Raw genomic sequence first — 23,212 nt, forward strand, 5'->3', positions numbered from 1 at the left:
CCGGGGAGGATCACATGCCAAGACTGTCCCGCCGCGCCATGCTGGCCGGCAGCGCCGCAACGATTGCCGTTGCCGCCTGTTCGCGCGCGCCGAAGGAAGAGACGCCCGCGCCGGCGCGCGTGGTGCCCGATTATGCCGACGGGGTCGCGATGGCGGCGGGGATTGCCGCCGGCGAAACGACCGCGCTGGAACAGGTTGAAGCCGCTATAAACCGGGCCAAGGCGGTCGAGCCGCAGGTCAACGGGATTGTTACGGAGACGTTCGAGTCCGCGCGGTCGGACGCGGCTGGACTACTGTCCGGCGCATTCGCGGGCGTTCCGACCTTCATCAAGGACCTGATCGACTGGAAGGGTGCACCCACGCTCGCGGGAAGCCGGGGGCTCGCGGGCCGGGTGGCGACCAGCGACAACCCGTTTGCCAGCAAGTGGCGCGGCGCAGGTCTCGTCTCGCTCGGGAAGTCCGCCACGCCCGAAGCGGGCCTGATTTCGTCGACCGAGCCGTTGTCGAACGGGCCGACGCACAATCCCTGGGACCTGACACGGATTCCGGGCGGATCGTCCGGCGGGGCGGCAGCCTTGGTGGCGGCCCGCGTCGTGCCGTTCGCGCACGCCAGCGATGGCGGCGGCTCGATCCGCATTCCGGCCTCGACCTGCGGCGTGTTCGGCCTGAAGCCGTCGCGCGACCGGCTGCCCTACAGCGAACCGGGCGAAGCGCCGCCGCTGCAAATCTCCGTGAACCATGCCGTGACGATCAGCGTGCGGGATTCGATCGCGCTGTTCCGGATGGCCGAAGCGAATGACGGCACCTACCCGCCGCTCGGCGAGATCCAGCCGTTGCAGCGGCGGTTGCGGATCGGGTTTGCGCCTGAGCCCATTGGGGGAACGCCGCTGGACGCCGACACACGCAAGGGATTGGAAGGCGTGGCGCAGCTGTGCCGCGACCTCGGCCATACGGTGGTGGACTACACCCTGCCGATGGACGGGCCGAAGTTCACCGATGCCTTCATTCTGTATTGGGCCTCTGGCGCTGCGCAGTTTGCGCAGCAAGTGTCGGCATTCGCCGGCAAGCCGGTGGGTCCCGACATCGTGGAGCCGTGGACGCTGGGACTTGCCGGCATGGCGGCGCAGCGCATGGGCGAAGTTCCGGATACGATTGCCTACCTGAAGGCCTTCGAAGCCCAGTACGAGACCTTCTTCAGTTCGCTGGACATCATCCTGACGCCGGTGACCGGCAGCCCCGCCGTTCCGATTGGCGAGCAGGCGCCGGACGGGGATTTCGATACCGTGATGGCGAACGTGCTGAGGTTTGTCGCCTATACGTCCCCGATGAACGTGGCCGGGGCGGCGTCGATGAGTGTGCCGCTGGCCTGGTCGCCGGGCGGTTTGCCCATCGGGGCGATGTTCTCCGGCCGCAAGGGCGACGACGGCCTGCTGTTCGAGCTGGCGCTTGAGCTGGAAGCGGCGCGACCCTGGGCGAGCCGGAAGCCGCCGGTTTCGGCTGCCTGACGCCCCGGAAGGCCCTGAAACTGAAGACTTCTGACGGCTGAATTAACCATAATCTTCCGGTTGTTTGCCGGGTGGAAAGTGGTGCTGAGATAATTATTGCGGGCGCGAAAGATGACTCTCGCGTCACTCAATACTATCTTACCGCGCACACCTCCCAGGAAAGCCCGCCCCCGTGAACCGTTCAACGATCATTGCCGCCGCCATCCTGGCAGCCATCGTGCTGTATTTTGGAGCCCGAAGCCTGATGCGCGGAAGCATTGGCTCGGAAAACGCGCCGGTCGCCTCGCAGGCGCCGGCCGACGTCACCGATGCGATTGTCCTGCAGGCCGCCAGCGAGCCGCACGAATTGCGGATCATCGCCAAGGGCCGCTCGGCGCCGGACAAATCCGTGACCGTGAAATCGGGCACGTCGGGCACGGTTGTGTCGACCCCCGTGCGCGAAGGCACCTTCGTCAAACAGGGCGCGCTGCTGTGCGGACTGGACGTGGAAGCCCGCAGCGCGCGCGTGAAGGAAGCGGAAGCCGCGCGCGACTCCGCCCGCATCGATTATGAAGCCGCGGTGTCGCTGGCCGCGAAGGGCCTCGCGCCGGCCAACCGCGAACTGGCCGCGAAGGCTTCGCTGGACTCGGCTGAGGCCGCTGTGAATGCCGCGCGGGTGGAACTCGGCCGGACGCAGATCCGCGCGCCGTTCGACGGTGTGTTCGAACAACGCCTGGCAGAGGCCGGCGACTATCTTGGACCGGGTTCTGCGTGCGGCCTGCTGGTCGACCTCAGCCCGGTGATCGTGGCGGCGGAAGTGACCGAAGCCGAAGCTGGCCTCCTGAAGCCGGGTATGGAGGGCACGGCCCTGCTGGCCGACGGACGCACCTTCCCGGCCAAGCTGCGCTACGTGGCGCGCGCGGCCAGCAACCAGACGCGGACCTTTCCGGTGGAAGCTGAACTGGTGACCGGCGACGCTCCGGTCTCGGCCGGCGTGACCGCAACGCTGACGGTGCCCGCTGGCAAGGTGCCGGCCACACTGATCCAGCGCTCGCTGCTGACATTGTCCGACGCCGGAGAATTGGGCGTGCGCTACGTGAAGGCCGACAAGACGGTTGCATTCGCGCCGATCCGGGTGATCGACGAGACGCAGGCCGGCGCCTGGGTGACGGGCCTGCCGGAAACCGCGACGCTGATTGCGATCGGTCAGGACTACCTGAATGACGGCGTGAAAGTGAACCCTGTTGCGCAAGGCGGAGCAACGCCATGAACGCCCTCATCGACGGCGCCATTGGCCGCGCGAGGATGGTGATTGCCATCCTGATCTGCTCGGTCATCGCGGGCACGATGGCCTACATCAACCTGCCCAAGGAAGCCGACCCGGACATTCCGATCCCGGTCGTTGCGATCACCGTGCCGCTCGCGGGCGTGACGCCGGAAGACGCCGAACGGCTGCTGGTGCGCCCGATCGAACAGGAAGTGCAATCGCTCGAAGGGCTGGACACGTTTTCGTCCTACGCCGCTGAAGGCGCCGCGACGCTGATCCTGCGCTTCGAGATCGACGTGGACGTCGACCAGGCCGTGCTGGACGTCAAGGACAAGGTGGACATGGCGAAGCGGTATTTCCCCGCTGACGCGCGCGAACCCATCGTGACCGAATTCAACGCCGCGCAGTTTCCTGTGATGGTGATCAACATCTATGGCGACGCGCCGGAACGCGGGCTTGCCAAGATTGCCGAGGACCTGAAGGACCGCCTGGAAACCGACCCCGGCGTGCTGGAAGCGCGCGTGCAGGGCAAGCGCGAAGAACTGCTCGAGATCGTCATCGATCCCGTCAAGCTTGAGGCCTACAATATCTCCTACCAGGAGATCTATTCGGTTGTTGCGTCGAACAACCAGCTGGTTCCGGCCGGCCAGATCGACACCGGACAGGGCAGCTTCTCGGTCAAGGTTCCCGGCATCATCCGGACCGGCGCTGACGCGCTGAACCTGCCGATCAAGCGCACGGCCGACGCCGTGGTGACGTTGTCCGACGTGGCCGAGGTGCGCCGCACGTTCAAGGACGCAACGGGTTCTGCGACGTTCAACGGCGAGAAGGGCTTGCTGGTCGAAGTTGTGAAGCGCACGGGCGCCAACATTCTCGATACGGCAAACAATGTCCGCGACATCGTCAAGGACGAAAGCAAGAAATGGCCGCCGACCGTGCGCGCCGAAATTACGTCGGACGGGTCCGAACTGATCGGCTCGCAGCTCGGGACGCTTCAGAGCTCGATCATGACGGCCATCCTACTGGTGATGATCGTCGTGGTTGCCGCGCTCGGCATCCGGTCCGCGACGCTGGTCGGTATCGCGATCCCCTCGTCGTTCGTGATCGCGTTCCTGTTCCTCGGCGCGTTCGGCTACACGATCAACATGATGGTGATGTTCGGCATGGTGATTGCCGTCGGTATCCTCGTCGATGGCGGTATCGTGGTGACCGAATATGCCGACCGGAAGATGGCCGAAGGCATGAACCGGAAGGACGCCTACGCCCTCGCAGGAAAGCGCATGTTCTGGCCGATCGTGTCCTCGACCTTGACGACGCTGGCAGCGTTCGTGCCGTTCCTGTTCTGGAACTCGATGCCCGGCAAGTTCATGGCATACCTGCCGCTGACACTGATCTTCGTGCTGACGTCATCGCTCGTCGTGGCGCTGATTTTCCTGCCGGTGCTCGGCACGGTGATTGGCGGGCGCTCAGGCGGCAAGGATGAAAACCTGTCGGCGCTGGCCGCAGACGGCGACCCGCGCAAGACGACCGGCTGGATCGGCGCTTACGTGAAGGTCGTATCGGAAACCGTACGCCGGCCGCTGATCACCACCGCAGCCGTGTTCGCCACCGTGATTGCAATTTTCATGTGGTTCGGCTCGGAGCAGCACAAGACCGAGTTCTTCCTCGATATCGAACCTGAGCAGGCCTACGTGTTCGTGCAGGCGCAGGGCGCCCTGTCGGCTGAAGAAAAGGCCAAACTGGTAAAGGTGGCGGAGGACGAAATCGCCGGCCTTGACGGGATCGCGGCGCTCTCGACGCGCACCGGGGTGAGCCAGGGTATCAGCTTTGACGGTGTCGGCGACATCCCGCAGGACACGATCGGCCAGATCCTGATGGATCTCTACACGACGTCTGACGGCCCCTATGATGCGCGCCAGACGCTTGATGAAGTGCGCGCGCGGCTTTCAGCCCTTCCGGCGATGCGGTTCGAGATCCAGTCGCGCGAGCAAGGCCCGCCGGGCGGCAAGGACATCCAGGTCGCGCTGCTGAGCAACAATACGGAAGACCTCGACAAGACCGCCACGGCCATCCGTAGCTGGCTGGAAGCGCGCAGCGACGTGATCGAGATCGACGACTCGCGGCCCCTGCCCGGCGTCGAATACCAGCTCACGGTCGACCGTGCCGAGGCCGGCAAGTTCGGCGTTGATGTCGCTCAGGTCGGCGCAGCCGTCCAGCTGATCACCAATGGCGTGCTCGTCGGCCGCTACCGCCCCGACGACTCCAACGAGGAAGTCGACATCCGTGTCCGCTTCCCGGAAGAAGACCGCTCGGCCTCCGCCATCGATGCGCTGAAGATCGCAACGCCGCAAGGCAACGTACCGCTGTCGCTGTTCGTGACGCGTGAGGCAGCGCCCCGGATCAGCCAGATCGAACGGCGCGACGGCAAACGCGTGATCGACGTGCGCGGCAATGCGCGCGAACAGGGCGCGGGCGCCGCGATCGTGGCGGAGCTCAAGGAATGGCTGAGCACGCAAGACCTGCCGACCGGCCTCGAAGTGAAGTTTGAAGGCGCCGACGAGGACACCGCGGAAGCCGGCGCATTCTTCGTGGGCGCGGCGCTTGCCGCCCTGTTCATGATGGCGGTGATCCTGCTCTGGCAATACAACAACTTCTGGCAGGTCGTCCTGACACTGTCGGCAGTGATCATCTCGACGGCGGGCGTGCTCGTCGGCATCAACTTGCTGCTGCCCTATGTCAGTATCCTGATGATCGGCACGGGCATCGTGGCGCTTGCGGGGATCGTTGTGAACAACAACATCATCCTGATCGACACCTACAACCGCCTGAAGGAAGACGGCCGCTCGTCGGAAGATGCCGCCATCGCAACCGCGGCGCAGCGCATCCGCCCGATCCTGCTGACCACGTTCACGACGGTTCTGGGTCTGCTCCCCATGATCTTCCAGATGAACGTGAACTTCCGCGAAGGCGCGATCAATTTCGGCGGCGCAAGCTCCGAATGGTGGGTGCAGCTGGCGACAGCCGTGGTGTTCGGCCTCAGCTTCTCGACCATCGTCATCCTGCTGGTGACGCCGACCTGGCTTCTGGTGCCAGACCGGTTCGAGCGCCTCAGCAAGCGTCTCTGGAACCGGTACAGCCCCTGGGCCGCGCACGGCGAAGACGAGGCGGTGCCAAGCGCGGCCAACGACGTGGGCGAAAAGAAGAACCTGCTGCCACCCGCCGCAGAATGATCACCAGGGCAGCGTCTTGCCCTGATAATCCATGAAGCGAAGTTCCTTCGAGGCGCCTGATCCGGTGATGACCTTGTAGAGGCCGGCGGCACTGTCCGCCGGCTCGACGGGCGCCTGTTCGCCGCCCATGTCGGTTTTCACCCAGCCCGGATGCAGGGCGAGGAGCGTGATGCCTTTCGCCGCCAGAGAGTGCGCCGCCGTGCGCAGCCCCATGTTGAGCCCGGCTTTCGACACACGGTACGCAAGGCCGAAAGCGGCATCGGCGTTCTGGATCGAACCCAGCTGGCTGGACAGGGCGACGGCGACCTTCGCCTTGCCGGCCTCGAGGTTGGGCGTCAGCGCATCGAGCACGCGGATCGGCGCAACGGTGTTCACACGCAGCAATTCCTCGAACCGGTCATAGTCAAGCCGGGGCATGTCGGCCCGGTCGCCGAGGCCGGCGTTGTTGATGAGATAGTCGACCGGCTTGCCCTTCAGCGCGGCGGCGAGCGCCGCGATTGAGGCTGGGTCGGCAACATCGAGTGCGTGCAGCTCGGCGCCGGTCGACTTCAGGTCTGCAGCCGCGGCGGGATCACGCGCCGTTGCTACGACGCTGTGGCCGTTTTTCTGGAACGCGCGCACGAGGGCGAGGCCGATGCCGCGATTGGCGCCGGTGATGAGGGTTGTCGGCATGGGTGGTTCTCCGGAAATCCTGTTCCGGGAGAGCCTAGGCCTGCGGCGTGATCCGGTAAACCGCCGTTGCGGTCATCACGGTGGCGCCGTCGCCCTGGGCTGCGCCGCCTGTGAACAGGATGGTGCGCGTCTTGCGGTCCACGCGGGGCGAATAGGTGAGCTTTGCGGGATCTGCTCCGGCGGCGGCGACGTCGAAGGTCACCGAGACGAGGTCGACCGCATCCGGCGCGCATCTGGCCTCAGCATCGGCCCGGATGACCTGGATCAGGCGCAAGGCAATCGCCTCGTCCGGGCGGGTCAGGACTGTGTCGCTCATCTCGGGTCTCCGTGGCAGCCACAGGCGTCTAGCGGGCACGGCCGCAAAAGAAAAGGGCCGCCCCGAAGGGCGGCCCGGATACTCTGGAACGACGCGATGACCAACAAAGGGTCTGGATAAGGCAGCGTCAGTTCCCCTTCGCAGGGCCAGTGCGTTACGCGGCGCGCACCTCCTCTCCGCGGGCCGGCGATCCCGCAGGGCTCATCAGGTCACCCAGATGGCCAAAGTCATTCATGCCGTATACGGATTGCATCCAGCTGCCGATGGACGGCAGGAGCGTGCCGATCTGCCTGTGATCAAGGCCGGCTTCCTGGAGTGCGGAAATCATCGAAAGGGCGACGCGGCGGCGGCCGCCCGGGGTCTGCTCGATCAGGCGTGCGATCTCGCCGGTCGGGGCGCCGATCTCGTCACCGGTCCGCGCAGCGAGGACACGCGCGCCGGGAACCTTCTTGAACATGACTTCTGCGAGCGGGCTGCCCTGACGCTCTGCGCCATTCAGGACAATACCCAGCGCGCGTTTGGCTTGGGTGTCGCCGAGACCATTGCATGTAGCGAGATGCGCTATCAGATCAATCATCATTGGCAAAGGCTCTCCTAAGATCAATGGCCTCGGTGACAGGACCAACTTCGCCGCGCGTGGTTTCTGGAATCTTACCGGCGTGAACTTTTTTTCACCCCGGATGAAGAAAGCGATTAAGGCGCGTTAGGCTGGGGTAAACAGAGCGCGCGGATTCGTTTACCCTCGCTGTAATGTTGCGCCGAAAACCGCAGTAAAACCGGAGCTTGCATGATCCGTATCGGAATTCTTGGCGCGGCGAAGATCGCGCCGATGGCGATCATCAAACCTGTGGAAAGGCGAAGCGATTGCGAAATCACCTGGGTGGCCGCGCGCGACGGCGCCCGCGCGCGGACCTATGCCGACGCCAATGGCATCCGGGATGTCGCCGAGAGCTATGAAGCGCTGATCGCGCGGCCGGACATCGACCTCATCTACAATGCCCTGCCCCCACACCGGCACATGGACCTGACCATCGCGGCGCTGGAGGCCGGCAAGGCCGTGCTGTGCGAGAAGCCGTTTGCGATGAATGCGCGCGAGGCGCGGGCAATGACCGATGCGGCGGCGCGCACCGGCCGGCCGCTGCTGGAGGCATTCCATTACCGGTTCCATCCGATGTTCGGCGAAATACTCCGGCAGGTAAATGCGGGCGCGATCGGCAAGCTGTGCGCGATCCGTTCGGAATTTTCGGTCGCGATCAAGTACCGTCCGGGCGAACTCAGGCATGATCCCGCACTGGGCGGCGGCGCGCTGATGGATCTCGGATGTTACGCCCTGCACTGGGCACGCACGGTTGCGGGATCAGAGCCGGACCTAATATCGGCCAGCGCGACGCTGAGCGAACACGGCGTGGACCTCGAGACGGAAGCGAACCTGGAGTTTGCCGGCGGCGTGACCGCGAAGGTGCGCACCTCAATGATGCAAGGCCAGCGCTTCAAAGCCCTGCTCGCGCTGCAAGGCACAGAGGGCGTGCTGGTGGCGCGCAACCCGCTGCACCCCTCGCACGGCCATTCGATCACGATCCGGCGGGGCCGGTCGACTGAACGCTACACCGTGGACGGGCAGACGACCTACGACCACCAGCTGAGGCACATGATAGACGTGATGAAAGCAAATGCCCCACCTTTGACGGGCGGGGCAGATGCGGTGGCCAACATGGCGCTGATCGATGCGGTGTATGCAGCGGCGGGTGTCGACCGCCCGGCCTGATCAGGCGGCGTCCTGCGCCATGCCGATCCATTCTTCGACTTCATCTTCGTGCAGCACCTGGTCGTCGCGCAGGACGCGCTCGCCCTCCGGCGTCGCCAGGAATTCCATCGCCAGTTCGAAGATCGTATGCGCCGACGCGCCGGCGAGGTCGTCGCGCGTGGTGATGCCGGCGCCGACCAGCAGCTGGGCATCGTGGACGCGCAGGCCCGGCACATCCATCATCAACTGGGTCTGGTCCTGCCAGGTACGGATCGCTTCCGACGTGATGTGGCGCACGTTGAGTTCGAGTTCCACCATGTCCGCATCGCAGTCGAGCAGGTCACCGATTGTGGTGATGCCGGCGCGCGCGAGCTGCTTGGCGGTCTTGCGGCCGATGGACGGTGCGTCGACGACCGGATCGTCGCGCGTGATCGACGCCAGGCGGCGAGGCGAGCCGTCCTCCTCGACCTTCGGTGCCTTCGCAGGCTGGACCGTCTCGGCCGGCTCTTCTTCGGCGTCGAAAAGGATTTCAGCGGAGCTGGCCTCTTCGGCGTCCGCAGCGACTTCGGCTTCCTCCGGCTCCGGCGCGCTGCGTTTGCGCGTGCCGAAAAGCCCGCGGATTCCGGACTTGGTGGAATCGCGGCGGGAGATTTCGGCAAGCTCGGCGGGCGGGATGTCGTCGACGATATCCTCCGCCTGCTGTGTAAGCTCCAGCGGCTCGGCAGCGAGGCGGTTCTCGTTGAGCGTGCCGATCGGCGCGATCTCTTCAGCGTCGAGTTGCTTCAGCGGAATGCGGCGCACTTCCTTGGCATGCAGGGCACGGATCTTCTTGTCGTCAGCCGGGAGGGTCTTGATCACTTTGCCCGTCTTCTGGAACTCGGCATACATGCGCTCGACGGTGCGCTTGTCGGCGGCGTCTTCGAGCTTGGCCGTGATCCAGCGCAGCGGAATATCCAGCGTTTCGAAATAGCCCTGCAGGGTCAGGTTCACTTTCGGCGGGGCCACGGCGGCCTCCTCGATGCCGCGCGACAGGATCGCGGCGAAGCCTGCTGTCGCGTAGGCAACGAGATCGGCGATGGCCGCCTGCATTGTCTCGTCCAGGCCGGCTGGCGGGTTGGCGACGCCGGCATCGAAATCGTAATGGTCGATGAAGGTGTCGTAGTGAGCATGGCTGCGCTCGGCGCCTTCGCGCACCATGTCGGACACGAAGCCCATACCGTCCGGCACATCGATCTCCGGATAGCCGCTCGTCTCGATGCGGGCGTCCGTTTCGGCGCGTGACTTCGCAATGCTCCATTCGACCGCGCGGTGGATGACGCCTTCGGCCTCGGTCTGGCCGGTGTGGAAGGGCTGGATCGGGTCGGCATAGTAATGGCTGAGGACGCCGAACGCGTAAGCCGCCTCGCTCCAGCGCTTCTTCGAGAGTAATTCGACGCCGCGCGCATACCATTCCTGCGCCTTGCCGCGCGCCCCGCCCCACTCGCCTTCGGAGACGTGGAGGACGTGGTTCTTGAAATCCTTGAACTCGGCGTCCGGCGCCTTTGCGCCTTTCAGGAGATGTTCGTGGTGGACGAGGAACAGGGATTTCCACGCTTCGCCCTCGTCGCCCGAAATCAGCGACAGCGCATCGAACGCAATGAAATGGTGCGTCGAGCGGCAGCGGTGATTGCGGATCACGCGTTCGAGCAGGGTCATGGCCTTGTCCTTCGGGGCGGCGGTTCGATTCCGGCGAAGGTGTTCGAAGATGGTGAATGCGCTGTTAACCCCGCCTCGCCGCCTTGGCAGGAATGGCCGGGTCGTGCTATGGCCCTGCCATCGCAACAGGCGCTGAGCGCGGCCGTCTTCCGGCCTACCGGGAGGGCAACCGCAGCGCAGGAGTTCCTGTGCGCGGAGCGGCAAAACCGCTTTTCACTCAGGGACATAACGCCCGGGAGTGACACATGAAGACCATCATCGAACCGTTCCGCATCAAGTCCGTCGAGCCGATCCGGATGACCACGCGCGCCGAACGCGAAGCCTTGCTCAAGGCCGCAGGTTACAACTTGTTCAAGCTGCATTCGGACGACGTGATCATTGACCTGCTGACCGATAGCGGAACCTCGGCGATGAGCGCGGCCCAGTGGGGCGCGGTGATGACCGGCGACGAAAGCTATGCCGGCGCGCCGAGCTTTTACCGGTTCGAAGCGGCGGTGAAGGATCTGATGGACTTCCGTCACATCATTCCGGCGCACCAAGGCCGGGCGGCGGAGCACCTGCTGTTCACGCTGATCGCGAAGCCGGGCGACCTCATCCCGTCAAACACGCATTTCGACACGACGCGCGGCAACATCGAGGCGATGGGCGCTGAAGCGCTGGATCTTCCGATTGCGGAGGGCCGCGTGCCGTCGCTGGACCACCCCTTCAAGGGGAACATGGATCTTGCGGCCCTCGAGCGCGTGTTGACGGAGCACGGCGCGCGCATCCCGGCTGTGATGATGACGATCACCAACAATGCCGGCGGTGGCCAGCCTGTCAGCCTCGCCAACATTCGCGGCGCGGCGGCGCTGGCGAAGAAGTTCGGCAAGGCCTTTTATATCGACGGCTGCCGGTTTGCGGAGAACGCCTGGTTCATCAAGCTGCGCGAAGAAGGCCAGAAGGACCGCTCGATCAAGGACATCGTGCGCGACACCTTTGCAGTCGCCGACGGCATGACGATGAGCGCCAAGAAAGATGCCTTCGCGAACATCGGCGGCTGGCTGGCGCTGAACGATGATGCGCTCGCCGAGCGGGCGCGCACGCTGCTGATCCAGACCGAGGGCTTCCCGACCTATGGCGGTCTTGCGGGCCGCGACCTTGACGCGATTGCGCAGGGCCTGAAGGAAATCATCGACGAAGATTACCTGCGTTACCGTGTACGGAGCAATTCCTACATCGCCGAACGCCTCGACGCGATGGGCATTCCCGTGGTGAAGCCTGCGGGCGGCCATGCCGTGTTCATCGATGCGCGCGCCTTCCTGCCGCATATTCCGCCGCTGCAATATCCGGGTCAGGCGCTGACCTGCGCGATGTACGAGGCCGGCGGCATCCGCGCCTGCGAGATCGGCACGGTGATGTTCGGGCGCAAACCGGACGGCAGCGAGGCGCCCGGCGCCATGGACCTCGTCCGCCTCGCCATGCCCCGCCGCGTCTATACGCAAAGCCATGCCGACTATGTGGTGGAAGTGCTGGAGGAGGTGGCGGCAGCAAAGGACACGTTGCGCGGAATGCGCATCGTGAAGGAGCCGCCGATGATGCGGCATTTCACGGCGGAGTTTGCGAAGCTCTGAGCCGGTTGACCTTTTTATAATTCTACACTTATATAAGTTTTGAATTATAGAAAGGTCCTGTCATGATCCATGATATCAGCGCTGCCATCGGCGCAACGAGCCGTACTGTCCGCAAGAGCGAGCGCGATGGCAAACCGATGGAAGCGGTTGTCGCCGAACGCAACTATGACACCGGCATTGACGATCTTTGGGACGCGCTCACGAGCCCGGAGCGCCTGCCCCGCTGGTTCGGAAATGTCAGCGGCGAATACAAGCTCGGCGGCCGTTTCCAGATCGAGGGCAATGCGGCCGGCAGCATCCTTGAATGCGATCCGCCGAAGACGCTGAAGGTGACGTGGGAGTTTGCGGGTGGGATCAGCTGGGTCGAAGTGCATCTGCGCGCGGTCAATGCTGAAGAAACGCACCTGCAGCTGATTCACGAAGCCCATGTCGATCCGGATTGGGCCGCCAAGTATGGCCCGGGCGCGGTCGGGGTTGGCTGGGATCTCTGGATGCTCGGCCTGCAGACGCACCTTGCGTCGGGCTGGTCGAAGCCGGAAGGGCATGACGAGGAATACGGGAAGACCGCCGACTACAAATCCTTCGTGCGGACCAGCAGCGATGGCTGGCGCGAGGCGTCGATTGCCGCCGGCAACGATCCGGCGATTGCAGGACCTGCCGCAGCGAGTACAACGGCATTCTATCTGGGCGAGGCGCCTCCGGGCGGCGGCTGATGCACGCATTCGACATACTCGGCGACCCCGTTCGCCGGCGCATTCTGGAACTGCTGTCCGAGAGCAGCCGGTCCTCCGGCGAGGTCGTTGAAGTGATCCAGGCCGAGTTCGGCATCTCGCAGGCCGGCGTCTCGCAGCATCTGAAGGTGCTGCGGGAGAACGGCTTTGCGACCGTCGCCGCCGAAGGCACACGGCGCATCTATACACTGGATGCGGCGCCGCTCCGGCAAGTCGATGACTGGCTCGGACATTTCCGGGGCTTCTGGACACACAAGCTGGAATCGCTGGCGACAGAAGTGCGCCGGGGCAAGAAGAAGCAGGACTAGCCTCTGCTTGACGGCCCGTGCGGCAGGCATTCCAGTGTTCCCCAAAATAAACGGGAGGAACACGATGGCGGAAGATGGCGCGAATGCACAGTTTGAAGGCTTCAAGCGCGGGCGGCTGGATGACGAGATCGTCAATCCGGAGCTTTATGCGAGCGAGGAAATCCACGACGTCTATACGAAGCTGCGCCGGGACGACCCGCTGCACTGGACCGAGCCGGAAGGCTTCCGGCCCTTCTGGTCGGTGACCAAGCAGGCGGACATCCTCGAGATCGAGCGCCAGCACCAGATTTTCACCAACAGCCAGCGCACCTACCTCAGCCCGATTGCGGGCGAGGCGTGGATCAAGTCGATGACGGGAGACACGCATCTCTTCCGGACGCTGGTGGACCTCGACGACCCGGTGCACATGAAGCTGCGCGCCCTGACGCAGGGCTGGTTCATGCCGCCGAACCTTCGCAAGCTGGAGGAGCGTATTGCGGGCCTTGCCAAGGAACACGTGGACCATATGGCCAGCCTTGGCGGCGAATGCGACTTCGTGAAGGAAGTGGCGCTCTGGTATCCGCTGCGTGTCATCAATTCGATTCTCGGTGTTCCGAGGTCGGATGAAAAGTTCATCATGAAGATGACGCAGGAAATCTTCGGACCCGGCGACCCCGATGTCGCCGCCGAGAGCGACAACCTTTCCGAGGACGGCAAATCCGTTACCAGCGACCAGGGCGTCAACCTCCTGCAGACCGCGCAGGAACTGTTCGCCTATTTCGGCGCCATCACCACCGCGCGCCGAGCAAACCCGACAGATGACCTTGCGAGCGTGATTGCCAATGGCATGATCGACGGCCAGCCCATCGGCGACCGGGAAGCGATGAGCTATTACATCATCGTCGCGACCGCCGGTCATGACACGACCAGTTCTACCGCCTCAGGCGGCCTGCTGGAGCTGATCCGCCGGCCTGAACAGATGGCGAAACTTAAGGCGAACCCGGCGCTGCTGCCCAACGCCGTCGAGGAAATGATCCGTTGGGTGACGCCCGTGAAGCATTTCATGCGCACCGCGACCGAGGACTATTCGCTCCGTGGAAAGACGATCCGCAAGGGTGACGGGTTGACGCTGTTCTACTGGTCCGGAAACCGCGACGAGGAGGTGTTCGACCAGCCGTTCGAGTTCAGAGTCGACCGCGACGTGAAGAAGCAGGTCGCCTTCGGCCACGGTGTGCACCTGTGCCTGGGCATGCATATGGCGCGGATGGAGATCAAGGCGCTGTTCGCCGAACTTCTGCCACGCCTTGAATCCATCGAACTGGCGGGCGAGCCGAAGAACACGCGCGCCAATTTCGTCTCGGGTCTGAAAAGCCTGCCGGTGCGCTACCGGCTCAAATAAGAAAAGCCGGGCAAGGCGCTGCGCCCTGCCCGGCTTTGGCTTGTTTGTCTCGGACTAACGAACCGCAAAATCCGTCGGCTCCACGCTCTTGCCGTCCGCGCCCTTTTCGCCTTTTGGCTGGCCATGCTTGTTCGGGCCCATGAAGCCGAAGAGGTGGCCAGCCACTTTCCGGATCTGGATCTCTTCCGAGCCTTCCGTAATGCGGTAGCGGCGGTGGTGGCGGTAGATGTGCTCGAACGGCTTGTGGCGGGAATAGCCGATGCCGCCGTGCACCTGCATGGCGCGGTCGGCCGCCTCACACACAAGTCGGTTTGCGTAATAGTTGCACATAGACACCTTGTCGGAGAGCTTGATCGCCACTTCCGGTTTCGACATCTGGTCCATTTCCCAGGCCGTCTTGAAGATCAGCAGGCGGAGCATCTCGGCCTGCGTGGCGAGCTCGACCAGGGGGAACTGGATCGCCTGGTTGGTCGCCAGCGGCTTGCCGAAGGGCTTGCGCTCCAGCGCATACTTCACGCTCTCGTTGATGCAGTAGATCGCCGCGCCGCAGGAGGAGGCCGCCTGGCGGATGCGGTTCTCGTGGACGAAGTGCTGGGCCAGCGCGAGGCCGCCTTCGGGCGGGCCGAACACGGCATCTTCCGGCACCCAGACATCCTTGATGGTGAGGCGCGGGTGATCCGTCGGCATGTTGAAGGTCCACATGTACTCTTCAATGATCACGCCGGGGTCACGCGCCGGGATGATCAGGCAGGTGATGCCCTTCGCGTCGCCGTCTTTTCCACTGGTGCGGCAGAACAGCATGATATGGGTGGCAACGTGCATGCCGGTGATCCACATTTTCTCGCCGTTGATCAGCCAGCCGTCCTTGCCGTCCTTCTTGTGGCGCACGGCGCGGGTTTCCATGTGGGTCGCGTCGGAGCCGTGGTGCGGTTCGGTCAGGCCGAAGCAGGCGATGAACTTGCCTTCCAGCGCCGCCGTCGCAAGGTGCTTCTGGTCCGGACGGGCGAAGTCCCGAAGCATCAGGATCTGCGGGAAGTTGCCGACGATCGAATGCTCGTTCTGGAGGTCGTTGTGCAGGCCGAGTCCCTTGCGCGCGAAATGCTCGCGGATGATCGCCATGCCGAGGTTCGAGCCATCCTGGCCGCCGAACTCTTTCGGCAGCGCGTAGCGAAGGTGACCGGCCTTGTCGGCGCGCTTCTTGGCTTCGCGCAGCAGGGCTTCCCATTCCGGGCGCGGCAGGCCTTCATTCTCGAAATCTGTGCGCGCCCATTCGCGGCGATGGTCGAAGAAGCGCTCGTTGTCGTCCTGCGCCTGCAGCGGCTTGATCTCGTCCTCGATGAACTTGTCGAGCACCACCAGGTAGTCGGCAATGTCCTTGGGAATATTGAAATCCATGGTGTCTCTCCCTTGTGTCCCTGTCTGCAAGGCACCATACGCCTGTCACGCGAAGCGGCAATTTGTGCCGCCGGGGCAAGCGCCGCGCGACTTTCAGGATAACGGAACGAATAGTTCTCCAATAATTCTGAATTGAGCGCTCTGAATGCTTGACGAATTATTCAGCGTTCGATAGTCAATGGATCAGGCCACACGCCTGACACCGATTTGCAGTCTCAACCCCGAACGAAAGGCAGCCTCCCATGCTCCGTTCCATCATCGCCACCGCAGCTTTCGCGGTTCTCGCCGTCCCGGCTTTCGCCAGCAGCTCCTACACGTTCGAGACCGTGAATCCGGTCAAGGACAAGCGCGTCGTCGCCGAAAGCGTCGTCTGGTCGTGCGAAGGCACCACCTGCACCGCTGAACTCGACCGCAAGGCGCCGACCGTTCGCATCTGCAAGAAGATCGCGAAAGAAGTCGGCGAACTTTCTGCGCTTCGCAACACCAGCTCCGAGCTGACGGCCGAAGAACTCGCAGAGTGCAACGCCGCTGTGAAGAAATAAGCTTCGATCTCTCTCCAAGCTTCTCCTCGGGCCGCCAGGGTTATCCTTGGCGGCCTTTTTTGATTGGCGCAGACTGTTCAAGCTTGGCGCGGGGCGCGCGAGGCGAACAACTCGCTCAGGCCAACGGGCTACGTTTCAGGGATGCAATCGGTACTTGAGTCTCCGAAAGAAAATTGCAGTGAGCTTGGTCACATGAGCGATCCCGATCTCCGAAAGCCTGAAGCAGGGTGCGGCGCTGCCATCCTCGATGACGCCGGCCGGCTGCTCCTGATCCAGCGGCTGCGCCAGCCGGAAGCCGGGGCCTGGGGCCTGCCGGGCGGGAAGATCGACTTCGGCGAGCCGGCCATGCAAACGGCGCGGCGCGAAATTGCAGAAGAACTCGGCATCGAGATCGAAATCCTCGGTCTCGCCTGCATCGCCGAGACGATCGACAAGGGCGACGGACGCCATTGGGTGGCCCCGGTCTACGATGCGCGGATCATTGCCGGTGAGCCGCAAATACTTGAGCCGCACAAGCATGGCGGCTGGGGCTGGTTCAAGCTCGACGACCTCCCCTCGCCGCTGACCTCCGCCGCGCAAGCCTGGCTTTTGTGCCGGGCATCCTGAGGCCGAGATTTCCCGCGCGCCTAAAGTCGGGTGAAGGAATTAAGGATGATCCCATTTCTCCCGGCCGGATGAAGCGCTCTAGATAGAACGACGAGAATCGCCACCGCGTTTCAGTCCCGAAACTGGGCAGAGGCCGACGCCAGCGAATAAGAGAAGAATTATTGACACCGCTGGACATTAATTGCGGGCTGTCAAAGCCCGTCCAATTGCTGCGCTGCGTCGCAATCAACACGGGCACGGATGTTGCAAAATGGACCTGCCGGGCGCTAATGGGCGCATGGTGATGAGGCCGGGGCGGCCCTGAAAAAATCGCGAATCCCGAGGGTAATCATGAGCGACACAGTAGCAATTCTCGCCGAGCTTGGCGTACGCACCAAATCGGTGCGCAAGAACTGGAATGAAGCGCGCCTTTATGAAACGGCTGTCGCTTCCGGCGAGGCCCGCGTTGCCAAAGGCGGCGCCCTGGTTGTCGAGACCGGACAGCACACCGGCCGCTCTGCAAAGGACAAATTCACGGTTCGCGATGAACTGACCGAGAACACCGTATGGTGGGACAACAACGCCCCGATGACGCCTGCGCATTTCGATGCTCTGTGGGCGGACTTCAAGGCTCACCTTGCAAACCAGGACGTCTACTCGCAGGACCTGTTCGGCGGCGCTGACCTCGACTACCGCGTGCCGGTCACCGTTGTGACCGAATTCGCCTGGCACTCTCTGTTCATCCGCCATCTCCTGCGCCTTCCGACCGCGGATGAAGCGAAATCCTTCCGCACGGGCTTCACGATCATCAACTGCCCGAGCTTCCGCGCCGATCCTGCGAAACACGGCACGCGTTCGGAAACCGTGATCGCGGTCAACTTTGCCAAGCGCCTCGTGCTGATCGGCGGCACGTCCTATGCCGGCGAAACGAAGAAGTCGGTCTTCACGATCCTCAACTACCTGCTGCCCGACCAAGGCGTGATGCCGATGCACTGCTCGGTCAACACGTCCGACAAGGACGACGCCGCCATCTTCTTCGGCCTCTCCGGCACCGGCAAGACGACGCTTTCGGCAGACGCTTCGCGCACGCTGATCGGCGATGACGAACATGGCTGGTCGGAAAACGGCCTCTTCAACTTCGAAGGCGGCTGCTACGCCAAGATGATCAAGCTGTCGGCAGAAGCCGAGCCGGAAATCTACGCGACCACGAAACAGTGGGGCACCGTGCTCGAGAACGTCGTGATGGATCCCGCCACGCGCGAGCTTGACCTCGACTCGGCAGCCCTCGCTGAAAATTCGCGCGGCGCCTACCCGATCGAAGCGATCCCGAACGCCTCGCTGACCGGGCGCTGCGGCCAGCCGAAAAACCTGATCATGCTGACGGCCGACGCCTACGGCATCATGCCGCCGATCGCGAAGCTGACCCCGGCGCAGGCGATGTATCACTTCCTCTCGGGTTATACGGCGCGCGTTGCCGGCACCGAGAAGGGCGTGACCGAGCCATCGGCCACCTTCTCGACCTGCTTCGGCGGCCCGTTCATGCCGCGTCATCCGTCCGAGTACGGAAATCTTCTGCGCCGCCTCATCGCCAAGTATGACGTGGATTGCTGGCTGGTGTCCACCGGCTGGACGGGCGGCCCGTATGGCCAGGGCAACCGGATGCCGATCAAGGCCACCCGCGCCCTGCTCAACGCTGCCCTCGATGGCTCGCTGAACAATGTTCAGTTCCGCAAGGACGACACGTTTGGCTTCATGGTGCCGACCGCCGTTGCAGGCGTCGATTCCAAGATTCTCGACCCGCGCTCGACCTGGGCGGACACGGCGGCATACGACGCACAGGCCGCCAAGCTTGCCGACATGTTCGTCGAGAACTTCAAGAAGTTCGAAGCCTATGTGGACGACGCTGTGAAAGCCGCTGCACCGAAGGCCAAGACTCCGGCCTGATTTCCGGCCCTACCCTGACGACAAAGCCCGCCGGTCACCCGGCGGGCTTTTTTCAGTCGCCGCTGCCCAGTTTGCTGACCCAGGCCTCGACGGCCCCGTCATCGCCGAGATCGCCCGGATAAAAGATTTCCGGCACTTGCGGTTCATTGTTTCCGCGGCTGCGGCCACGGTAGACCTTCATCGACAAGGAAAGCCCCGCAAAGCCGCTGGCAAGATCAGCTTCGCGATTCTCGATGTAGACTGTGTCCGCGCCGGTCACCTGCCCGATCTGGATCGCGCCCGCTGATTTCCACAGGTCTACGGCATCCAGACAGGCGGAGAAGCAGGCCGCATCCGTCAGTACAAAGACCTTTCCGTCCGTCAGCGACACGGGCGGCGCGCCGGCTTCAACGCTGGCTTCCGTTTCTTCGCCGCTCACGTCCACCCAGTAAGGCTCGCCCGCCTCCATCGCGCGCCGGAGCCCGCCGACGACTTGTTCGATCCAGTTGATCATCACGGGATCACCGGCCTGCCGGAACTGTTCGACATATGGCTCGAGCGCTGCAAGGTTGGCCGGCGACGCGCGCCAATCAACCGAAGTCGAAGCCGGCACCGGATGGGCAGCGATCCAGCCCTCGCCCCACAGCGCATCGGCGACAATCTGCGACCAGCGCGACGAGCCCCCGCCATTGTCGCGAAGGTCCAGAACGACGTAGGGCGCGGCGCGCAGATCCGCCTGCTTCGCCGCGATCTCGTCCATCAATGCCGAAAGTTTCGGATAGAGGGTTGCGTCCGGGTCGCCCGTGAAATCCGGCAGGGCGATCCAGTAGCCACCATCGCCGAGGGCTTTGAGGTAAATATCGATACGCATGGGCGGACGAACGGCATCAAGCTTCTGCCCCAGTTCATCCAGCGTCAGGGGATGCCAGTTTATCCTGTAAGCCTGAGTTTGGCCGCCTGCCTCAAAAAGACATTCCTGCGGCTTTGCCACCCAGGGATTCCCGGTATCGCGAAACAGCCAGGGGGCCTGCGTCAGCTTCTGGGCGTCCATGTCCCAGCGGCCGCGGAATCGCCCCACGCGGTCAGCCGCAAAGGCCTGCGCTTCCACCCCGTCACAGCTGACCAGACGAGCGCCAACGGGCGGCGTCTCAGCGGCAGTCTCGTCGCGGACGCCGACCACAAATTCTCCTGCGCGCCAAGCGGTCAGGAAGCCTGCCCACTCCTGCTGGAAGCTGAGGGATTGGTCCTTCAGGAAGATTTCGAGGTGTGCGTCATTGAAGGCCGCCGCATACTCGCGCAGGCCCCACCACCAGCCAGCCATCGTCTGCGCTTCTGGCGCATGCTCAAGTGCGCGGGCGAGCGCGGCATCATTGATTGCCGCAAAGCCGGGATTGAGCGGGTCGACGCTGCCAGGATGATTGTCCGCGATCTGCTGATGCATGGCCCGCGCGTCCGCCGCCAGGTGTGCACCCCATTCGGACAGCGTCGCCGGTTCAACGACCGGGACGATCTCCGGCGCCTGTGTGGTGCAGGCCGCCGCTGTCAGCGTGATCAAAGCCGCGAAGGTGCGCATCGAATAGGGTCGGCTCAATTTCGGCTCCTTTCGGACTGGATGGCTTCAGCAGTGCTAATCGCGCCGGAAGCCAGCTTCAACCGGCAACGAGAGGCCAAGTTGACGTTAAGGGAAGTCTGGTGTTGCCGGATTCCACTCGATAGGGTGCGGCGCAACAAGACGCCAATCATTCCGGAGGAAGCCATGCGCGAAGCAGTTATCGTCTCTACAGCCCGTACCGCCCTGACCAAAGCAGGTCGCGGCGCCCTCAACGACACCCACGGCATCACGATGGCCGGCCACGCCATCAAGGGCGCCCTCGAGCGCGCCGGCGTCGAAGCCGCAACCGTCGAAGACGTCTTCCTCGGCTGCGCCGCGCCGGAAGGCGCCACCGGCCACAACGTCGCCCGCAACGCGGCGCTGGCCGCCGGTTGCCCCTCCACGACGTCGGGCGCCACCATCAACCGCTTCTGCTCCTCGGGCCTGCAGGCCATCGCCAACGCCGCGCACACCGTGATCAACGAAGGCGCAGCCGTCACCGTCGGCGGCGGCGTGGAAAGCATCAGCCTCGTCCAGGGCTCGGGCCAGTCGAACCGCTACAAGTATTTCGAGCCGGAACTCGCGAAAACCTGGCCGGCCATCTGGATGACGATGATCGAAACCGCCGAGATCGTCGCCGACCGCTACAAGGTCAGCCGCGAATACCAGGACGAGTACTCTGTCGAGAGCCAGCGCCGCACGGCCGAATTCCAGCAGAAGGGTTACATGGCGCAGGAAATCGTGCCGCTGAAAACCCGCATGAAACTGATCAACAAAGACACCAAGGAAGAAACCTTCCAGGATGTCGTTGCCGACAAGGACGACTGCAACCGTCCGGGCACGACCTATGAAATGGTTGCCGGCCTGAAACCGGTCTTCTCGGGCGGCATGGTCGTCAAGGAAGGCAAATATGTCACCGCCGGCAACGCCTCGCAGCTGTCGGATGGCGCCGCCGCCGTCGTCGTCATGGAAGCCAAGGAAGCTGCAAAACGCGGCCTCAAACCGCTCGGCCGCTTCGCCGGTTTCAACGTTGCGGGCTGCGACCCGGACGAAATGGGCATCGGCCCGGTCTTCGCCGTCCCCCGCCTGCTCGAGCGCCACGGCCTGAAGGTCCAGGACATCGACCTCTGGGAACTGAACGAAGCCTTCGCCTCGCAGTGCCTCTATTCGCGTGACCGTCTCGGCATCGACCCCGAGAAATACAACGTCAACGGCGGCGCCATCTCCATCGGCCACCCGTTCGGCATGACCGGCGCACGCTGCACCGGCTCCATCCTGCTCGAAGGCCAGCGCCGCAAAGCAAAGTGGGGCGTTGTCACCATGTGCATCGGCGGCGGCATGGGCGCAGCCGGCCTGTTCGAATTCTACAACTGATCTGACCCTGACTTCGGTCAAACTGAAAAGGGCGGCTCGTAAGGGCCGCCCTTTTCTCATGCGTATGTGAAGCCGCGCTGCCTTCTAGATGCCGCAGTACCGTGGCAATGAAATGACCAGTTCCTGGAGCTTTCGCATGTCCCCGCGCGCCCTTTTCAGCTTGTCCGCCCTCGTCCTGATTGCAGCGTGCGAAGCGCCAGACGTCACCGAAAACACCGTCGCGGCGCCCGAAGCCGCGCCGTCCGAGTCCGCCGCAAACGTGAAGGCCACGAAGTTCCTGACCGCGAATGAAACACCGCCCCAGAGCGCAGCCGACACCAAGGGCGACGGCGTTTATCGCGACGCCGAAGGCCGCCCGTTCGCCTATGCCCTGCTGGGCCAGAAGCTGCCTGCCTTCACTGCGCCGATGTCCGACGGCCGTACGTTTGACTCAACGGCGTTGAACCGCTGGACGGTGATCGATGTCTGGGGCGCCTGGTGCAGCGACTGCGTTGCAGACGGGCCGTATGTCGCCGCTCTCGAACGCGCGATTGCCCAGGATCCGGATCTCGATTTCCTGTCGATCCATGTGCCCGCCAGCGCGGCGCGGGCGACGCCGGAAGAGATGTTCGGAAAATACGGATCACTCGATGCCTATTTCGCCTCGGCCGGCTATTCATTCCCGGTGGTCATCGACACGGACGCCAGCGTCCGCGATGCCCTGCAGATCAGCTGGACGCCAAGCTACCTGCTCGTCTCCCCGGACGGCATCGTGCGCGGCTTTCGCACCGATCTTTCGGTGGTCGAAGACCAGCCCGTCAAAAGCTTCATCAAGGACATTGCGCGGGTACGCGGCGAAGTACGCGATGCGACCCGCCGCACGATCTCGGCGGCCGGCGTTGCGTCCCTGGACGCTGACACGGCGTTTACCGTCTCGGCCGTGGAAAAGGCTTTCCCGGACTTCGATGTCATTCCCATCGTAGATCCTGAAAGCGGCGCATCGAGCTTCGAAATCCGCCCGGACGGGAGCGAAGCGGCCCGCTTCATTGTGGAGTCGGACTGGTCACGCGGATACGTGGCCATCGTGAGCAGCCGGTCGGGCGATGTGCATGGACCGCTTGGTGAAAAGATCGGGGCAGCCCGCTTCGCCGAACTGCCGCTTGAAAAGCGCGCGCTGTGCGCCGATCCATTGCCCGCCAATGGCGGTCATGAATTCACCTGCCCGGACCCCGCCGCGCCGGAGCAGTTCACCCGCGTTTACCGGCTCGAAGGCGGTGCCGATTCGGCAGACCGGCCCAACGGCGATGCCCTGCTGGTGGAATTGAGATTTGCGCCCGAAGTGCCCTGATCGCACCGAGCGCCTGGCATACCGCGTGCAGGCCAGCCGA

19 protein-coding genes are annotated in these 23,212 nt (G+C 63.8%); 13 read left to right on the forward strand and 6 right to left on the reverse strand.

The annotated features are described in order from the left end of the window. The first annotated feature begins 14 nt into the window (after positions 1–14). From IPK75_00940 to IPK75_00950, 3 genes are all read left to right on the forward strand, one after another. A complete protein-coding gene (locus tag IPK75_00940) occupies positions 15–1,505 on the forward strand; it encodes an amidase (GenBank protein ID MBK8196903.1) in 1,491 nt (496 codons plus the stop codon). A gap of 172 nt (positions 1,506–1,677) precedes the next feature. After that, complete coding sequence (locus IPK75_00945) at positions 1,678–2,754, forward strand: efflux RND transporter periplasmic adaptor subunit (GenBank protein ID MBK8196904.1); 1,077 nt, start codon at positions 1,678–1,680, stop codon at positions 2,752–2,754. Then, the gene (locus IPK75_00950) at positions 2,751–5,981 is read left to right on the forward strand and encodes an efflux RND transporter permease subunit (protein MBK8196905.1); all 3,231 of its coding nucleotides are present in this window, start codon (positions 2,751–2,753) and stop codon (positions 5,979–5,981) included. Before IPK75_00945 ends, IPK75_00950 begins: the two co-directional genes overlap by 4 nt. Here the strand turns inward: IPK75_00950 and IPK75_00955 are convergent, their stop codons facing one another. From IPK75_00955 to IPK75_00965, 3 genes are all read right to left on the reverse strand, one after another. After that, the gene (locus tag IPK75_00955; protein MBK8196906.1) at positions 5,982–6,653 is read right to left on the reverse strand and encodes an SDR family oxidoreductase; all 672 of its coding nucleotides are present in this window, start codon (positions 6,651–6,653) and stop codon (positions 5,982–5,984) included. A 34-nt stretch (positions 6,654–6,687) separates the two neighbouring features. Then, the gene (locus tag IPK75_00960) at positions 6,688–6,969 is read right to left on the reverse strand and encodes a hypothetical protein (GenBank protein ID MBK8196907.1); all 282 of its coding nucleotides are present in this window, start codon (positions 6,967–6,969) and stop codon (positions 6,688–6,690) included. A gap of 154 nt (positions 6,970–7,123) precedes the next feature. Beyond that, complete coding sequence (locus IPK75_00965) at positions 7,124–7,549, reverse strand: hypothetical protein (protein ID MBK8196908.1); 426 nt, start codon at positions 7,547–7,549, stop codon at positions 7,124–7,126. Positions 7,550–7,756: 207 nt separating this feature from the next. On the opposite strand from IPK75_00965, the gene IPK75_00970 reads away from it, so the two are divergent. Further along, complete coding sequence (locus tag IPK75_00970) at positions 7,757–8,734, forward strand: Gfo/Idh/MocA family oxidoreductase (GenBank protein ID MBK8196909.1); 978 nt, start codon at positions 7,757–7,759, stop codon at positions 8,732–8,734. Here IPK75_00970 and IPK75_00975 read toward each other — a convergent pair whose 3' ends face one another. After that, the gene (locus IPK75_00975; GenBank protein ID MBK8196910.1) at positions 8,735–10,408 is read right to left on the reverse strand and encodes a DUF4332 domain-containing protein; all 1,674 of its coding nucleotides are present in this window, start codon (positions 10,406–10,408) and stop codon (positions 8,735–8,737) included. It lies immediately after the preceding gene. 245 nt (positions 10,409–10,653) lie between these two features. Here IPK75_00975 and IPK75_00980 point away from each other — a divergent pair, with 245 nt between their 5' ends. The 4 genes from IPK75_00980 to IPK75_00995 all read left to right on the forward strand — a co-directional run bounded on the left by IPK75_00980 (position 10,654) and on the right by IPK75_00995 (position 14,435). Continuing rightward, the gene (locus tag IPK75_00980; protein MBK8196911.1) at positions 10,654–12,018 is read left to right on the forward strand and encodes a tryptophanase; all 1,365 of its coding nucleotides are present in this window, start codon (positions 10,654–10,656) and stop codon (positions 12,016–12,018) included. A gap of 62 nt (positions 12,019–12,080) precedes the next feature. Next, positions 12,081–12,731 (forward strand): SRPBCC family protein, encoded by a 651-nt coding sequence (locus IPK75_00985; protein ID MBK8196912.1) that lies wholly within the window; start codon positions 12,081–12,083, stop codon positions 12,729–12,731. Further along, positions 12,731–13,057 (forward strand): helix-turn-helix transcriptional regulator, encoded by a 327-nt coding sequence (locus IPK75_00990; protein ID MBK8196913.1) that lies wholly within the window; start codon positions 12,731–12,733, stop codon positions 13,055–13,057. The genes IPK75_00985 and IPK75_00990 overlap by 1 nt, the downstream gene beginning before the upstream one ends. A gap of 64 nt (positions 13,058–13,121) precedes the next feature. After that, the gene (locus IPK75_00995) at positions 13,122–14,435 is read left to right on the forward strand and encodes a cytochrome P450 (GenBank protein ID MBK8196914.1); all 1,314 of its coding nucleotides are present in this window, start codon (positions 13,122–13,124) and stop codon (positions 14,433–14,435) included. A gap of 54 nt (positions 14,436–14,489) precedes the next feature. On the opposite strand, the gene IPK75_01000 is transcribed toward IPK75_00995, so the two are convergent. Further along, on the reverse strand, positions 14,490–15,830 hold the full coding sequence (locus tag IPK75_01000; GenBank protein MBK8196915.1) for an acyl-CoA dehydrogenase family protein: 1,341 nt from the start codon (positions 15,828–15,830) through the stop codon (positions 14,490–14,492). Between the two features lie 242 nt (positions 15,831–16,072). Between IPK75_01000 and IPK75_01005 the strand changes: the two genes are divergently transcribed. From IPK75_01005 to IPK75_01015, 3 genes are all read left to right on the forward strand, one after another. After that, positions 16,073–16,372, forward strand: coding sequence for a hypothetical protein (locus IPK75_01005; GenBank protein ID MBK8196916.1), 300 nt, complete (start codon positions 16,073–16,075; stop codon positions 16,370–16,372). Between the two features lie 192 nt (positions 16,373–16,564). Continuing rightward, on the forward strand, positions 16,565–16,978 hold the full coding sequence (locus IPK75_01010) for an NUDIX domain-containing protein (GenBank protein ID MBK8196917.1): 414 nt from the start codon (positions 16,565–16,567) through the stop codon (positions 16,976–16,978). Between the two features lie 330 nt (positions 16,979–17,308). After that, positions 17,309–18,901, forward strand: a complete 1,593-nt coding sequence (locus IPK75_01015) for a phosphoenolpyruvate carboxykinase (GenBank protein MBK8196918.1) — start codon at positions 17,309–17,311, stop codon at positions 18,899–18,901. Between the two features lie 52 nt (positions 18,902–18,953). Here IPK75_01015 and IPK75_01020 read toward each other — a convergent pair whose 3' ends face one another. Beyond that, entirely contained in the window at positions 18,954–20,471 is a 1,518-nt protein-coding gene (locus IPK75_01020; protein MBK8196919.1) for a peptidase S41, read from the reverse strand. Between the two features lie 165 nt (positions 20,472–20,636). On the opposite strand from IPK75_01020, the gene IPK75_01025 reads away from it, so the two are divergent. After that, on the forward strand, positions 20,637–21,845 hold the full coding sequence (locus IPK75_01025; protein ID MBK8196920.1) for an acetyl-CoA C-acyltransferase: 1,209 nt from the start codon (positions 20,637–20,639) through the stop codon (positions 21,843–21,845). A gap of 136 nt (positions 21,846–21,981) precedes the next feature. Beyond that, positions 21,982–23,172 carry a TlpA family protein disulfide reductase gene (locus tag IPK75_01030; GenBank protein ID MBK8196921.1) on the forward strand — a complete coding sequence of 397 codons (1,191 nt, stop codon included), beginning with the start codon at positions 21,982–21,984 and terminating at the stop codon, positions 23,170–23,172. Positions 23,173–23,212: the final 40 nt, after the last annotated feature.

Source organism: Acidobacteriota bacterium (genome assembly GCA_016712445.1).
GTDB lineage: Bacteria > Pseudomonadota > Alphaproteobacteria > Caulobacterales > Hyphomonadaceae > Hyphomonas.